The organism is Acetobacter tropicalis, from assembly GCF_030644465.1.
GTDB lineage: Bacteria > Pseudomonadota > Alphaproteobacteria > Acetobacterales > Acetobacteraceae > Acetobacter > Acetobacter tropicalis.
In genome coordinates this window covers 1,500,493-1,514,876 of the sequence record NZ_JAUYUW010000001.1, presented here as the reverse complement: position 1 = coordinate 1,514,876, position 14,384 = coordinate 1,500,493, and the positions used below count along the sequence as shown (strand labels likewise).

Annotated in this window: 14 protein-coding genes; 9 read left to right on the top strand and 5 right to left on the bottom strand. The window is 51.1% G+C overall.

The window, feature by feature from the left end; translation table 11 throughout:
* The first annotated feature begins 168 nt into the window (after positions 1-168).
* Positions 169-1,284: an S-(hydroxymethyl)glutathione dehydrogenase/class III alcohol dehydrogenase gene (locus QWU00_RS06745; RefSeq protein ID WP_035380616.1), complete on the top strand. Its 1,116-nt coding sequence runs from the start codon at positions 169-171 to the stop codon at positions 1,282-1,284.
* A gap of 203 nt (positions 1,285-1,487) precedes the next feature.
* Here the strand turns inward: QWU00_RS06745 and arsC are convergent, their stop codons facing one another.
* Together arsC and QWU00_RS06735 are read right to left on the bottom strand one after the other, a co-directional pair.
* Positions 1,488-1,844, bottom strand: coding sequence for an arsenate reductase (glutaredoxin) (gene arsC / locus QWU00_RS06740; protein ID WP_035380614.1), 357 nt, complete (start codon positions 1,842-1,844; stop codon positions 1,488-1,490).
* A 47-nt stretch (positions 1,845-1,891) separates the two neighbouring features.
* A complete protein-coding gene (locus tag QWU00_RS06735; protein ID WP_035380612.1) occupies positions 1,892-2,353 on the bottom strand; it encodes an Lrp/AsnC family transcriptional regulator in 462 nt (153 codons plus the stop codon).
* 117 nt (positions 2,354-2,470) lie between these two features.
* Between QWU00_RS06735 and QWU00_RS06730 the strand changes: the two genes are divergently transcribed.
* The 4 genes from QWU00_RS06730 to QWU00_RS06715 all read left to right on the top strand — a co-directional run bounded on the left by QWU00_RS06730 (position 2,471) and on the right by QWU00_RS06715 (position 6,708).
* Positions 2,471-3,940 (top strand): aminotransferase class V-fold PLP-dependent enzyme, encoded by a 1,470-nt coding sequence (locus QWU00_RS06730; protein ID WP_035380705.1) that lies wholly within the window; start codon positions 2,471-2,473, stop codon positions 3,938-3,940.
* Positions 3,941-3,944: 4 nt separating this feature from the next.
* Complete coding sequence (locus QWU00_RS06725) at positions 3,945-4,067, top strand: hypothetical protein (RefSeq protein WP_262411365.1); 123 nt, start codon at positions 3,945-3,947, stop codon at positions 4,065-4,067.
* 222 nt (positions 4,068-4,289) lie between these two features.
* Positions 4,290-4,673 carry a YidB family protein gene (locus QWU00_RS06720; protein ID WP_045541284.1) on the top strand — a complete coding sequence of 128 codons (384 nt, stop codon included), beginning with the start codon at positions 4,290-4,292 and terminating at the stop codon, positions 4,671-4,673.
* 340 nt (positions 4,674-5,013) lie between these two features.
* Complete coding sequence (locus QWU00_RS06715) at positions 5,014-6,708, top strand: SulP family inorganic anion transporter (protein ID WP_035380610.1); 1,695 nt, start codon at positions 5,014-5,016, stop codon at positions 6,706-6,708.
* Positions 6,709-6,904: 196 nt separating this feature from the next.
* On the opposite strand, the gene QWU00_RS06710 is transcribed toward QWU00_RS06715, so the two are convergent.
* Both QWU00_RS06710 and QWU00_RS06705 read right to left on the bottom strand, forming a co-directional pair.
* Positions 6,905-7,687: a sulfite exporter TauE/SafE family protein gene (locus QWU00_RS06710; RefSeq protein WP_035380608.1), complete on the bottom strand. Its 783-nt coding sequence runs from the start codon at positions 7,685-7,687 to the stop codon at positions 6,905-6,907.
* Positions 7,688-7,734: 47 nt separating this feature from the next.
* Entirely contained in the window at positions 7,735-8,661 is a 927-nt protein-coding gene (locus QWU00_RS06705; RefSeq protein ID WP_035380606.1) for an MBL fold metallo-hydrolase, read from the bottom strand.
* 108 nt (positions 8,662-8,769) lie between these two features.
* Between QWU00_RS06705 and QWU00_RS06700 the strand changes: the two genes are divergently transcribed.
* From QWU00_RS06700 to QWU00_RS06690, 3 genes are all read left to right on the top strand, one after another.
* Positions 8,770-9,429 carry a peroxiredoxin gene (locus QWU00_RS06700; protein ID WP_045541287.1) on the top strand — a complete coding sequence of 220 codons (660 nt, stop codon included), beginning with the start codon at positions 8,770-8,772 and terminating at the stop codon, positions 9,427-9,429.
* Positions 9,426-9,842 carry an ArsR/SmtB family transcription factor gene (locus QWU00_RS06695; protein WP_035380604.1) on the top strand — a complete coding sequence of 139 codons (417 nt, stop codon included), beginning with the start codon at positions 9,426-9,428 and terminating at the stop codon, positions 9,840-9,842. Before QWU00_RS06700 ends, QWU00_RS06695 begins: the two co-directional genes overlap by 4 nt.
* A 143-nt stretch (positions 9,843-9,985) precedes the next feature.
* Positions 9,986-10,159 carry a hypothetical protein gene (locus QWU00_RS06690; RefSeq protein ID WP_166443758.1) on the top strand — a complete coding sequence of 58 codons (174 nt, stop codon included), beginning with the start codon at positions 9,986-9,988 and terminating at the stop codon, positions 10,157-10,159.
* 156 nt (positions 10,160-10,315) lie between these two features.
* Here QWU00_RS06690 and QWU00_RS06685 read toward each other — a convergent pair whose 3' ends face one another.
* Complete coding sequence (locus tag QWU00_RS06685) at positions 10,316-10,546, bottom strand: hypothetical protein (RefSeq protein WP_140329682.1); 231 nt, start codon at positions 10,544-10,546, stop codon at positions 10,316-10,318.
* A 1,248-nt stretch (positions 10,547-11,794) separates the two neighbouring features.
* Here QWU00_RS06685 and QWU00_RS06675 point away from each other — a divergent pair.
* Positions 11,795-14,035, top strand: coding sequence for a hypothetical protein (locus QWU00_RS06675; RefSeq protein WP_035380599.1), 2,241 nt, complete (start codon positions 11,795-11,797; stop codon positions 14,033-14,035).
* The last annotated feature ends 349 nt before the right edge of the window (positions 14,036-14,384 follow it).

Below are 14,384 nucleotides of genomic sequence, written 5' to 3'. Positions count from 1 at the left end.
GGGACACAGCATGGTAGCCAGCTTCCTGTGGCATTCTCTGGTATTCTGTTCGTTTGTAAACTACTCGCTTCTGGTTCTGCCACCGTATGGAGCGCTGATAACGGCAGCGCGATATGACGCTTTGCCCTGTCTTTGGTAAAGGGGGGGAGATCAAAGGGAGGATGCAGCATGGATGTAAGAGCGGCGGTTGCGTTTGAGGCGGGTAAGCCTCTGGAAATTGAGACGGTTCAACTGGAAGGCCCGCAGGCGGGTGAAGTTCTGGTGGAAATCAAGGCAACAGGCCTGTGCCATACGGATAAATACACCCTATCCGGCGCAGACCCGGAAGGTCTGTTTCCCGCCATTCTGGGCCATGAAGGCGCTGGTATTGTGCGCGAGGTTGGGGCCGGGGTAAGGCACCTCAAGCCGGGTGATCATGTTATTCCGCTCTACACGCCCGAATGCCGGGAATGTAAATCCTGTCTGTCCCGTAAAACCAACCTGTGCACGGCCATTCGGTCCACACAGGGGAAGGGCCTGATGCCGGACGGCACATCCCGCTTTTCCTTCAAGGGACAGCCGATCCATCATTACATGGGCTGTTCCACCTTTGCGCATTACACCGTTCTGCCGGAAATCGCGCTGGCCAGGATCCGGCCAGACGCTCCGTTTGATAAGGTCTGCTATATCGGCTGTGGTGTCACCACTGGCATTGGGGCGGTGTTGTTTACCGCCAAGGTGGAACCGGGTTCAACCGTGGTGGTCTTCGGGCTTGGCGGTATTGGGCTGAATGTGATTCAGGGAGCCAAAATGGTGGGGGCGGACCGCATCATTGGTGTAGACATCAACCCGGACCGCGAAGCCATTGCCCGCAAGTTCGGCATGACAGACTTTGTAAACCCGAAAGATCTTGGCCCGAATGGTGATGTTGTGGGTCACCTGATTGAACTGACGGACGGCGGCGCGGACTACACGTTTGAATGCGTTGGCAACCCCACGCTGATGCGTCAGGCGTTGGAATGCGCCCATCGCGGCTGGGGTGTTTCCACCATTATTGGGGTAGCGGCGGCCGGACAGGAAATCAGCACGCGGCCTTTCCAGCTTGTTACTGGTCGGCGGTGGATCGGGTCTGCCTTTGGTGGAGCGCGTGGCCGCACGGATGTGCCCAAAATTGTAGATTGGTACATGGAGCACAAGATCAATATTGATGATCTAATCACCCACAAATTGCCTCTGGAACGGATTAACGAGGGCTTCGATATGATGGCGAAGGGCGAAAGTATTCGTACCGTGGTGGAATACTGAGTCGTCTTTAAGAAAAGGGTTTTTCAGGAAAGGGCAGAATCCGGGTGGGGATTCTGCCCTTTTTTGTGCCGCATTTTTTAAAGCCAAGCGGAAGGGGAGCTTATGTGCGGGCCGATTATACGCTCGCACCTCCTTTGAACCAGACCTGACAACCAGAAAGCTGCTCTGAACATTTTCTGGATAACCGTTTCTAGAAGACTCGTTCAGGCTGTGGGTAGGACTTCAAATACCAGTTCTTTCGGGCGGCACAGACGCGCCCCAAGTGGGGTGACAACAATCGGCCGGTTGATCAGTTCAGGGTGGGCTGTCATGGCATCCAGAATGGCGTCATCTGATACATCCTCACGCGCCAGCCCAAGGTCTTCATACAAAGCGCCTTTCTGGCGGAGCAGACCGCGTGGCGTCAGACCCGTCTGCTTGACCAATTCTTTCAGCTTGTCCCGGCTGGGGGGCGTTTTCAGATAAAGCACAATCTCCGGTGTTATCCCGGCGTCCTGTATCATGCCCAATACAGTGCGGGAGGTGCTACAGGCCGGGTTATGGTAGAGGGTCACTGTCATAAGATATATCCTGTTCTATCAAGGTAAGTTTAAAAAGAGAGAAACACTTACAGGGGGAGGGGGCGGTTATCGGCAATAGCTTCCATAGCCATGTAGGATGTCACGGTATCAATATCTATTTTTTCAATGATCTTGCGGTAAATGGCGTCAAACGCATTCATGTCCCGGGCTGCAATTTTCAGCATGTAATCATATTCCCCGGCAATTCTGTAAAAATCGATAATATTGGGAATGGAGAGAACAATTTTCTTAAAATCTTCCAGCCAGCTTTGGGCGTGGTGGCGCGTTTTGATCAGCACAAACACAGTCAGCCCCAGTTCCGTAGCGGCCCGGTTGATGCGCGCAGTCTCGCCTTGCAGAACGCCCGTTACGCGTAGGTGCTGCAACCGCCGCCAGCAGGCGTTTTGAGACATTCCCACCCGCTCCGCCAGATCCCGTTGGGAAAGCGAGGCATCCTGCTGGAGCAGGCGCAACAGGGCGCGATCAAGATGATCTAGTTTCTGGTCCATATGCGATCATATGATCGGTTCTGCGCGGCATCAAGCATGAGAAAGGTGAATTTTTCTGATCCAGCACATTCTATTCTGATGCTGCTGTATCCCCGAGCAAAAAGCAGAGAAAGCATTATGATGGCTGGCCCAGAATCTCTTTTTACCCGTTTTGCCGAAAACCTGCGTGGGCGAGATGTGATGGCCCGTTTGGAAGAGGATGTGATTGGGGATGGCCTGCCGATCGCCGGCCCGTTTGGCGTCAAGTCTCTGGTCTATGCCGATTATGTGGCATCAGGTCGGGCACTGGGGTGCATTGAAAAAACCATCGCGACAGATGTTTTGCCCTACTACGCTAACAGCCATACAGAGGCCTCTTTCTGCGGGCAGGTGATGAACCGTCTGCGTCTGGCGGCCCGCCAGACCATTGCGCGGTTGTGTGGGGCCGAGCACGGATATGCCACCATCTTTGCGGGGAATGGTGCTACGGCCGGGTTGAACCGTCTTGTGCATCTGCTGGGGGTGACACAGGCGGTAAAGGCAGGAGAGAAGCCGCTGGTTCTTCTGGGCCCATATGAACACCATTCCAATATTCTGCCATGGCGGGAAAGCGGTGCCGAACTGGTGGAAATTCAGGAAGCGCCCGAGGGCGGACCAGATTTACAACAGCTTGAGGCCTGTCTGGCCAAGGCAGACCCACAACGCCTGACAATAGGCGCGTTTTCAGCGGCATCCAATGTGACGGGTATTGTAACAGATGTTGACGCTGTTACGGAAATTCTGAAACGTTACGGTGCCAGAGCCGTATGGGATTATGCCGGGGCCGGCCCCTATATGCCCATAGAAATGAAGGCAGGCACGCCGTGCGAGAAAGACGCCGTTGTGGTCTCGTGCCACAAATTTATTGGCGGGCCGGGTGCGTCCGGCGTGCTGATCGTGCGCGAGGCTGTAGTGGAGGCATCATGCCCCTCATTGCCCGGTGGGGGAACTGTGCGGTTTGTCTCTCCTTGGGGGCACGCGTATTCAGGGAGCATTGTTGCGCGGGAAGAGGCGGGCACACCAGATAGTGTGGGGGATATTCGGGCCGCACTCTGCTTTTTGGTAAAAGAGGCCATTGGCGGCGAATATATGACGCACCGTAATGCGGCTTTGTATCAGCACGCCTATGAAAGCTGGCAGGCCAACCCGCATTTGCAACTATTGGGGAACCTGCACGCAAGAGAACATCTGCCTATTTTCTCATTTTGTGTGAAAGATGATGCAGGACGACGCGTGCACCACCAGTTGTTCACCCGCATGTTGTCTGATGTGTACGGTATTCAGGCGCGTGGTGGGTGTGCGTGTGCCGGCCCATACGCCCACAGGGTTTTGGGAATTGATCAGGAACAGTCCCGCCTTTTGCAGCAGGCCATTCAGGCTGGGCAGGAACTTGAAAAACCCGGCTGGGTGCGCCTGAACTTCAGTGTGCTGATGGATGATGCCAAGGTGGATTATATTATCAAAGCCGTAAATGAACTTTCCGTGCAGGCTGGGGCGTTGGCAAGCGCATATGGCTGTGAGGCTGCAACGGCTCGTTTTCGGTATCAGGGCGCAGCGGCTGCGGAATAGGCTTGTGGTGGCTGCCATGCAGTTTGATCTGTCTGGCCTGAAGGCCATTGTTACCGGCTCCACAGGGGAATTAGTTTTGCTACGGCACTCAGCCTTGCAGCGGCGGGGACAGGTTATTTTCATGTAAGAGATTTTCAGAATTATTCAGATAATGACACTATCTTCCGTATGTTACGGAAATTTTTTGAGCTGGATTGATAAAAAACGATGCAACAGATGTGGATGCCGGTCGTTGGAAACACTGAACCGCTATGAAACGGACCACCCGGCGGACATGCCGGGTTCTGCCCAAGCTCCTATCAGAGTGTCTGTTGGCAGACTGTCCGTCCACCTTTCAAGGAGGAACGATATGACCGCCTCAGCAACGGAACAATTGAACTCAGTTTTCACCAAAGCCGCAGATACCCTTACTGCGGCAACCACGGATACATCGGGCCTGTTTTCGGCACTGGTGCAGTATCTGGAGCATAACGGAAATAGTGGCGAGCACGAACTGCGCCAGAATGCGCAAATTCATGGTCTGAATGAGCAGCTTGCCCAGTGGGATCAGGAACGCCGCCCGGATGCAACTACGGAAGACGTGGTAACAAAGCTTCTGCCAGTTCACGTTATTGAAAAGCTGGCAGAGCAAAGTGGCCTATCGCGTGAGGCCGCAGTCAGAGCCCTCACTGGCGTGCTACCTGCCGCCTGCCATAAGGAACGCTCGGACAAATACACCACCCAAACCCGTTAAGTCGCTGATTTTAGAGAAAGGAGAAAGGGTTTTCTTTCTCCCTTCTGGTCGGAAACGGAGTTCTGAGGGGACGCATTCTATTTTAGAGGTGCTTTCCGTTGGGCTCCGTTTTTTTGTGAGTGTCCACGGGAATAAGGCCTGAGACCAAACAAGGCTGCCTAACACAAAGAGCATGATGAACCTCATGGAAGGTGACGAACGCGCGGAATAAAGGCACAAGCATTCTGAAGGCTATTTGGAAAGTCAGTTACGAAGAGAAGCATGAAAGCGATCTCTGGAAAAAGTGACAGATTTTTCAAACAGCCTTTCATGTAACAGAAAAGCATGAGGATGCTGTGAGATGTGGTGGCCCGCACTAAAGCAATGGCGCAGTCGGTTTAAAACAGCAGATGGCCTGCGTGGGTGGGTGCGTGATGGGGTTGCGGGTCTTTCTCTGGCTTCCATGAACATTCCGCAAGTACTGGGATATGCTCGTATTGCGGGTATGCCGGCTGTTACGGGGCTTTATACGCTGCTGCTGCCACTTGTGGCCTTTGCGGCATTTGGTTCATCCCGCCATCTGGTCGTGGCGGCAGATTCCGCAACGGCGGCTATTCTTTCAAGCGCACTTTCTCAAATGGCTGAGCCAGGTTCTGTGCATTACAGGGCGCTTGTCAGTATGGTTGCGTTGCTATGCGCAGGCTTTTTGTTAGTGGCGCGCTTATTCCGGCTTGGGTTTCTGGCTGATTTTCTGTCCCGCACTGTGCTGGTGGGGTTCATGGCTGGGGTTGGTATTCAGGTAGGGCTTGTCATGCTTTTTGATATGCTGGGCCTGAGCGCACATACGCATCAACCACTCTATCAGGTATGGGAATTTTTGCAGGCGCTTCCTCATGCAGTGCCACAGGCTTTCCTGCTCTCTGCCCTGGTTAGTATGAGCCTGTTTCTGGGTAACCGTTTTCTCCCTCATAAGCCTTGGGCTTTGCTGGTGGTAGGCAGCAGTATTTGTGCAAGCTGGTTTTACCGTTTTCAGGTACATGGGCTTTCTGTCGTGGGCCCGGTTGAGGGGGGGCTGCCTGTTTTGAATATCCCTTGGGTGGGGTGGGATGACATGCTGGCCCTCCTGCCCGTGGCTACATCCTGCGTGTTTGTGATGATTGCGCAAAGTGCTGCAACCTCACGTGCCATGGCTGATCAGTTTAATGAAACTGTTGATGAGAACGCAGATATTCTCGGCCTGAGTGCTGCCAACGCCGTTGCTGCCCTCAGTGGTGCTTTTGCCGTTAATGGTAGCCCGACACAAACCGCCATGGCTGTCAGGGTTGGTGCACGGAGCCAGAAGGCGCAGCTTGTGTTTGCCGCCATAACAGTGTGTGTCTTGCTGTTTCTTACAAAACCTTTGCAATTTCTGCCGCGCTGTGTTCTGGGTGCAATTGTCTTCAATGTTGCCATAAGCATGATACAGGTGCGTACGTTATGGCATATCCGCCGGGAAAGCCCCGGAGAGTTCGGTCTTGCCATGATCACGGCTTTAACGGTGGTCGGGTTGGGGGTGGAGCAGGGGATTTTCATCGCTATAGCGCTATCCCTTTTCCGGCATGTTCGGCACAGTTATCAGCCTCATACCATGATTCTGAAAGAAGATACGCAAACAGGCGCTATGGAGGCCCAGTCTGTTAAAGCTGGACTTCAGCCGGAGAGCGGAATTGTGGTCTATCGCTTCTGCGCAGATCTGTTTTATGCAAACTGTCATCGCTTTGTTGAAGATTTACGGCTTATTGCAGAAACATCTCATCCACCCGTCCATTGTATCGTGATTGATGCCAGCGCCATAACGGATGTTGATTATTCAGCGGCTGTTGCTGTACGAAATGTTTTGAGCCTGCTGCAACAGCAGCACATACGGGTGATATTCGGTCGGGTTTCGTCGTATCTCAGATCTGACATGAACCGGCATGCCCTTTCAGATGTTCTGGGAGCAGAAAACATTTTCCCCCAACTGCATACAGCGTTGGCAGAGGCCCGCCTGTACGCCCAGAAGCAGAGTAAATCCTAGAAGAGGTGCTTTGCTGTTTGGAGCGGAGTGCTCAGAAGCACACCTCATCAGAGTTACTTCATAGGACCTAGCACCTATGGAGCACTGCATAATCAGTAAACAAAAAAGGAGCAGAAAAATCTGCGTCACAGGTCCGGTGTAGTGCCAATGGTCCTTTTTGTCAGGAACGATACTTATAAACTATAAGACTTTATAACTAAAGAGAGCGAAGGCTCTGCCAGATCATGTAAATGGCGACACAGAAAATAACGCCTGCAAAAAAAGTTGTCAGGCTGCCGGTAGAGCGGGCCATGGAGCGGGCGGTGCGGGTACCTGCCACGCTACCCACGGCTCCACCCACAATAAACAGGGCTGCAAGTTGCCAGTCTATATAACCGGACATCATGTAGCTGGCGGCTGTACTCAGGCCAAACGCAGCTACTGCAACAAGAGATGTGCCAACGGCATTGAGAATAGGCATACCTGTTGAGGCGATTAGGCCCGGCACAATCAAAAATCCGCCGCCAATACCAAAAAATCCGGAAAGCACACCTGTGCCTAAACCAAAGCCCGCTACTTTTGCGGCATTATCACGATTACAGCTTGCGCCCGGGCAACCCTGATTGCGCCGTCCGCGGAGCATGAGAATACCTACCCCAATCATGAGAATGGCAAAGCATAGCAACAGGCGTTTGCCATCCACCGCTTTGCCAACGGCTGCCCCTACAAATGCGCCTGCTACGCCGCAGGAGGCAAAAATGGCGGCGCATCTCCATTTCACGGTATGGGCGCGGGCGTGTTGGGCTAGCCCCACCAGTGCATTGATAGCAACAGCCAATGCACTGGTGCCTATGGCAACATGCGGGTTGGAAACACCAACCAGATACACCATGAGCGGCACAGCCAGAATGGACCCGCCCCCGCCAATCAGGCCTAATGTAAACCCGACAAGCATGCCAGAGAAAATTTCCAGTCCGGTGTGGAGAAGCGGGTCTGACATACTGTAAAATTCTTACCTGAAAAAACCGTGTAAAAAACTGAGTATTTTTACATTTTATTGATAGGGATCTTGATATAGCTCACGCCGTTATCTTCTGGCTCAGGCATGTGGCCGCCCCGTATGTTCACCTGCACGGAAGGCATGATGAGGTTGGGAAGAGAGAGTTTGGCATCACGGGTGGTGCGCATCTGCACAAAATCGTCTTCTGTTACGCCATCATGCACATGCACGTTATGGGCGCGTTCAGCTCCCACCGTAGTTTCCCATGCAAAGGTATCACGGCCTGGTGCTTTGTAATCATGGCACAGGAAAAGGCGTGTCTGTTCGGGGAGCTTGAGAAGGCGATGAATGGAGTGGAACAGCATGCGGGCATCCCCGCCGGGAAAGTCTGCGCGGGCTGTGCCGTAATCCGGCATGAACAGGGTATCCCCAATAAAGGCGGCATCCCCGATAATGAAAGCCATGTCGGCCGGGGTGTGACCGGGTACGTGCAGCGCTATGGCGTCCAGCGTACCAATCTTGAAGAGCTCGCCGTCATGAAACAGCCTGTCAAACTGGGAGCCATCGCGGGCGAACTGACTTCCGGCATTGAAAATTTTGCCAAAGACTTTCTGCACCGTGACAATATCAGCCCCAATACCTAGTTTGCCGCCTACCTGTTCCTGTAGCCACGGCGCAGCAGAAAGGTGATCCGCGTGGGCGTGCGTTTCAAGCTGCCATTCTGCGTGCAGGCCTTCTGCATGGATATAGGCCACAATCTTTTCGGCAGATGCATAGGATGTGCGGCCGGAAGAGGCTTCATAATCCAGCACACTATCAATAATAGCCGCTGCCTTGGTATTGGGGTCATGCACCACGTGGCTGGCAGTAAAGGTGGCTTCATCAAAAAAGGTTCTGATAACCGGTTTGGGGCTAACACCACGCTCGGTCATCAGGATCTGGTGTGTTGCAGCGGCGAGGGGTGCGTCCGTCATCGGTAGCGTCCTTGGATTGTTTATAAGTTTATATAAACATGAATATTCATTTTCATTAAATGCGAAACCATCTTGCGTCAAGCAGAACAATCCGCTTAGAAACACATTATGAGTGACCAAACGTTGGACCCCTGCCCGAGCTCCCTTTCTCGGGCCATTCTTCAGATTGGTGATGCCGTGCCAGACTTTGTGGCGCGCACCACGCAGGGCGAATTGACCTTCAGTTCCTTGCGGGGGCACTGGGTCATGCTGTTTGCGCATCCGGCTGATTTCACGCCGGTTTGCACGAGCGAATTTATTGCCCTTGCGCGTGCTGCGCCGCAGTTTCAGGCATTGAACTGTGCGCTTGTCGGGCTCTCTGTTGATAGTCTTCCCTCTCATCTGGCATGGGTTGAGGCGATACGGGAGCGTTTTGGGGTGAGTATTCCTTTCCCCATTGTGGAAGATCCTTCCATGGCTATTGCTCGTGCCTATGGCATGCTGGACACAACGGCCCAGAGTAGTGTGACGGTGCGCGCTGTTTACGTGATTGATCCGGAAGGCATTGTGCAGGCCATAACGTGGTATCCGCCAACGGTAGGCCGCTCTGTAAAAGAATTGCTCCGGCTGCTTAAGGCGCTTCAGCAGGTAGCGGAAGATGATGTGCTGACACCGGAAGGCTGGCAGCCGGGTGAGCCAGTCATGTGCCCGGCAGTGCAGACACAGGATGCCGTGGCGGCAGCGGGCCCCGCGTGGTTCATGTCTCTCAAGCAGGAGGGAAGGGGATGACCGCTCTTTCTCTGGAGGAGGCAAAACTGCTGGTTGAGCGGCTGAAACTCTTTGCTCAGCCGCAGCGGCTGCTTATTCTGGATGCGTTGCTGGCTGGCCCTTTGGGTGTGAGCGAACTGGAGATTCAAACAGGCATTGGCCAGCCGACCTTGAGCCAGCAACTGGGGACATTGCGCCGGGCGGATATTATTGTCCCGCGTCGGGAATCACGCACCATTTATTATAGTCTTGCCAATGAAGATGAAGTGCTGAGAGCGCGCGCTCTGATTGGCTTGTTACGTGGAGATCAGTCCACGCTGCCGCTGTTACAGAATATTGCCGCTGGCAAGAAAGCTGCGCCCAAAAAAAGAGGGTATGTCGAAGGGGTGGCCCGCTTTGCGTTTGTTCGTCCGGCTTCTTCAAACGCCAGTTAAAACGATGCATGGTATTGGGCACGTTTCCACCTTTATAAAGTGGTCCCAGCAAACAGTATGGATGCCCGACTGATAAAAGGCCCCAGAAACCTTTATCCCGTTCAGATGTTTGACCTGTAACTCTTTTTTGAAGGAGATGCTGGATGCGTCGATTACTGGTTATGGTTCTTGCGTTGTCTGTTGTTGGCCTATCTGCCACGGCCTGCAAACCGCAGAAGCGGACATTTGGAGAAAAAGTGCAGGATACATTTGATCCTCCTAAAGGACCTGCCGAAAAAGCTGGTCGCACCCTTGATCGGGCCACAGACAGCAAATAGTTGATTGGTACAGCTTGAAAAAGTGGTCGTGCAAAGCTGAGGCTTACCACTGGCCTGCTGCATCCGTTAGAATATTGCTGCGTATTGAATCACTAAGAGACTTCGCCAGTCATGCAGCCATCCGGCACTGCCGGATGGCTGTTAGAACAGGCCTGGCTAGAAATCAGGCCTATCCGCCTCATAGCTATCTTTGAGAGCAAACAGCGTATTATTGAAATACATTGCGATAAAACGTTCATCAAATTCTTTAGGGATTTTCCTGTTTTTCTGATTTGGTGAGTCATTTTCTGGGTAAAGACAATGGAAGCTGCGCATGAATTCCACCGTAAAGGCTGAGGCTGCCTGGATCAGAGCAATCTCAATTTCTCGGGTAATTTTTTGCACCATGGTATCTGTCCCAAAAATATATTGATCTATCAAACCTTTTAAAAAGCAGGGTGACTTATCTTTCTTATAGTTACAATACATTTAACAGCAACGTTAAAATTTAGAACGTGAATGAAACTGGTTGTTCTTTCAATTTGCGGCTTGCTGATATCGGATGAAATTTTAGATGCTGTCGTGAGGAAAGGGCCAAAGCAACACGAGATTAACGCTGAGAAAGCGGACCTGTGGAGGAGCCATATTCCCGAACGGTGGAAAGACACACCGGAAAAGCTATTACATAAAGGAGCGACGCGTCCGCTTGACACGGAAATTTACGAAAGCAAAAGCATAGGCGGAGGGCTGTGTGTCTGTTACAGATTCCATATTTTCTATCGATTGGAAGTTTTGGCAGGTCGGTAATAGAAGAGGGTTGATGTCTGGATAGACCCCGTCTATAGGGCCCAAAGCCAATGAGGCGTTTATAGAAAAGCAGCGCTTTGTTTCAAAAATCCATCGCAAGCTTATGCATCGGCACATTTAAAGGGCCATTGCGGGAAAATCCTTCATCCGCCTTATCGGAATCATGCTGACTACCATGAGGGGCGGGTTGGCCAACGTCGTCTGTAATATTATACACCGCTTCCTGTTTCTAAACCCGACTTGCGTAACTGTGTATCAATATGGCATGCAATAATTTCCTTCTCGGCTGCAAAATAGGCCGAAAGGCACAGATCAGAATTACTAACCAGCGTTCATACAACTTCAAATTAGGTCAAGAGAACTAAAATCAGCGGTTCTTCTAACCCTCCTGGGTTTCCTATCTCTTCTTGATCGACAATGGGCTGATTCCCTTCAGCAAAGCTGTAACAGAGAAACATGGTGGTCACGTTCTATGCTTTTCGACATGATCTGCGAGGTCAAGCGGATCGCGTGGCCTGACAAAGCTCTTCCTCCTGTAGATCAAGGATCACACTGGGCGGATAACTGCATGGATAACCGTTATGCGCCTTCATTATGATAGCCATGATTATTTGAAGGTGCACCTCAAGGATTTGATAGCTGCCTATGAAGTTGAAGCGAAAGCTCAAGACGCTCAACGCTCCTCTCCCTTATGGATACATCTGCAAAATCTGGAATTCGACCTGGTAAGGGAGAGGCCTGACAGTATAACCGGCAGGGATGTAGGTGAATGATTTATGGCCCCGTAGCAGATCGAGATGGTGTTTTGGGTCGCTTTGTGTTTGGCTGGAATGAATGAGGAGACGATCTGTGAGAAAAATTGCCATTGTTTTTGGTGTTCTGTTCTCATCATCTGCTTTCGCACAGCCTAGCGGCATCCTTTGGCAGAATGGGCGTGTGTTGACCGCTCCCATGATGCAACGGTTTGACGCCGAAAAACTTAACTTGCAGAGTCTTGGGAAGCCTGGTTTTGCTGCTCGCTTGGACGCGCAAGGGAGAATTGATGCTCCTGTAGTGGGAGATGTTTCAGAAGCTAAAGCTAATAGTACAGGGCAAAAAGTCTCTGATATTGCTGCGTCTGCAGCAAACGCTATCCCGAAATCCGACAGGAACGCAGCCCAAGGTGTCGCTGGGTTGGATGAGAACGGTTATGTAACCAATCCAATCAACACAGAAGGGCAATTACTTTCTCGGAGTTCTCAGCAGTTTGGAGTGAGCCCCTCTATCCATGTCCTCCCGAATGACACGGGATCACAAGAAGCAACAAAAACATCAAAAGTCCCGCTTGTTTCACATGCATACCAGTGGAATGGGGATGGGTGGGAAAATCCGAATACCTTTATGCTTGGAGGAAAACAGCCATTTCAAAATAGCTCTCTAGCTATTTATGGAGCACCATATACATATGGTAACGTTGGGTCGCTTGTTGATATAGAAATGACCAATTCTATCTGGGCGTGGAATCGTGGAGGATCAGGCGCTTTTGATGCAATTGCCCAGTTTATAAACGCTGGAAACACGACGCCTTATTATAAGATAGGTGAGGAGTTTATAGACGATACAGGAGCAACACATACACTTTTATTTGATGCAAGAGGTGTCACTGTAAAGCCTGAGCTGCCACAGTCTTGGTTGGATATGTGGGAGAGGTTTGGTTCAACGTCTTCCGCCGGTATGCTGGTATTTACCAATCTTATGGCGGCTCAACCGAGTATTATTTCAGCACGACCGGGATTCCCGCAAGGCAAGATCCCGAATTTGTGGTCTGGATATGTAACCGGTGTTACTAACATACAAGGGGCAACACATCTTGATATGCCTGCGGGTTGGCATAGTTCCGACGCATGGGTGGGTGTATCTGGTAAAAACAAGGGTAGCATACCAAATTCATCTATTGGTTTTGACCATATATTTTATAGCGCCTATTCGAAACCTCTTTTAGTTATTGGTACATATAATCAAGCATTTGTACAAAATACTAAATGTGGGCTTACGTTTCCTTTCACCAATGATTATAAAACTAAAATATTGCGGAATGATGCCCCCGTAAGCTCATGTCAAGGCAATGAACTCGATGTTTATGTGCCTGGAACCAAGCCAGACGGCTTTATGCACGCGCAGGGATTTACTGCGGTAGTTGAAAACCCAACACCATTACTCTCACCAAACAGCATGGCTTTTGATGCGCAGGGAAATTGGCCCGTCGCGTATCAAACTGGCCTTGGTACGGATGGTTATGATTTTCAGGGTGGTGTTCTGGATGTTGGTAGCAGGCGTGGACCATCTGCAACAGTGGGTGCAACAACTGAAATGGCGGAGGTTATGCAAGGCAGTGACGCACCAACGGATGTACGCAGTAATATGTTCGGTATTCGTATTACACAACGTGTCGATACATTAGGTTACGGAGGAATAGCAGGCATCCATTATCCGGACGACAACTCCATTCATGTTGGGGCATGGATAGGAGGAAATCAGTTTGGTGTAAAAAATAACGCTTTGGGAAATTATGGAATTTTTCGTGGGGAGACTATTTACAATCCTGCATGGGATAAAGAAGGCGTTTCCCTCTGTGGTGCACTTAATGGGTATGTAAACACCGAAAATTCTTGTCTTTCTGTAGCTTCAGGAGGTCAGGTTAGAATTATGCCCAATCAGACGAGATCCAATGTTGGATTAAATGTTGACCCATCCGGTTTTAATGGTGGAGGTGGTGGTTCGGCAGCCATTGCTATCGGGCCAGTTCCCTCAAACGTCTCAACAGCATATGGCATCTTTTTGGGAGCGTCATTTGGAAATACCGTTGAGGATATTCACGTTGGATCAAGACAAATACGGAGACTGGACCCGGATGGTACTGAGACACTCTCGGGAGGCCTGAAAGTAACCGGGAAAACCATATTTAAGGGACCTGTCATACTGCCATTCGGCACTCCAGACAGTAGCTCTGCGAGCTGTGTACGAGGCCAAATAGAGATGGATTCTCACTATACTTACACGTGCGTCGCCACCAACTCATGGCACCGGGTGAGTAATGGTGCGGCGTGGTGACTATTATCTGTAATTTTCTTCATAAAATATAGTGTATTTTTAGAAGTAAGGGAATCTGCTCTGCCATCTACGTGGTTGGAAGACGGGCACGGAGGAAAATATTCCCTGTCTTAACCGTCGCATGCTCGGAAGCATTGAAGAGCCGTCTATCTAAGAGTATCTGGTTTTAATTTCATTCTTGAGAGGGGTGATTGATAGTACTATCTGAAAATTTACTACTCAGTGATTTTAGGTTGCGTAGGAACCATGCGGCTATATTGGACTGCTTTTTTCAAGAAAAGAGAACGCGGCACGAATGGCTAGCCTGTTCTGTCAGCGCGACGAAGATTCGGTCAAAGACACCTAGGCC

Coding starts and splice junctions, on each gene's coding strand:
- QWU00_RS06745 (WP_035380616.1), top strand. CDS start 169: ATGGATGTAAGAGCGGCGGTTGCGTTTGAGGCGGGTAAGCCTCTGGAA.
- arsC (WP_035380614.1), bottom strand. CDS start 1,844: ATGACAGTGACCCTCTACCATAACCCGGCCTGTAGCACCTCCCGCACT.
- QWU00_RS06735 (WP_035380612.1), bottom strand. CDS start 2,353: ATGGACCAGAAACTAGATCATCTTGATCGCGCCCTGTTGCGCCTGCTC.
- QWU00_RS06730 (WP_035380705.1), top strand. CDS start 2,471: ATGATGGCTGGCCCAGAATCTCTTTTTACCCGTTTTGCCGAAAACCTG.
- QWU00_RS06720 (WP_045541284.1), top strand. CDS start 4,290: ATGACCGCCTCAGCAACGGAACAATTGAACTCAGTTTTCACCAAAGCC.
- QWU00_RS06715 (WP_035380610.1), top strand. CDS start 5,014: ATGTGGTGGCCCGCACTAAAGCAATGGCGCAGTCGGTTTAAAACAGCA.
- QWU00_RS06710 (WP_035380608.1), bottom strand. CDS start 7,687: ATGTCAGACCCGCTTCTCCACACCGGACTGGAAATTTTCTCTGGCATG.
- QWU00_RS06705 (WP_035380606.1), bottom strand. CDS start 8,661: ATGACGGACGCACCCCTCGCCGCTGCAACACACCAGATCCTGATGACC.
- QWU00_RS06700 (WP_045541287.1), top strand. CDS start 8,770: ATGAGTGACCAAACGTTGGACCCCTGCCCGAGCTCCCTTTCTCGGGCC.
- QWU00_RS06695 (WP_035380604.1), top strand. CDS start 9,426: ATGACCGCTCTTTCTCTGGAGGAGGCAAAACTGCTGGTTGAGCGGCTG.
- QWU00_RS06690 (WP_166443758.1), top strand. CDS start 9,986: ATGCGTCGATTACTGGTTATGGTTCTTGCGTTGTCTGTTGTTGGCCTA.
- QWU00_RS06685 (WP_140329682.1), bottom strand. CDS start 10,546: ATGGTGCAAAAAATTACCCGAGAAATTGAGATTGCTCTGATCCAGGCA.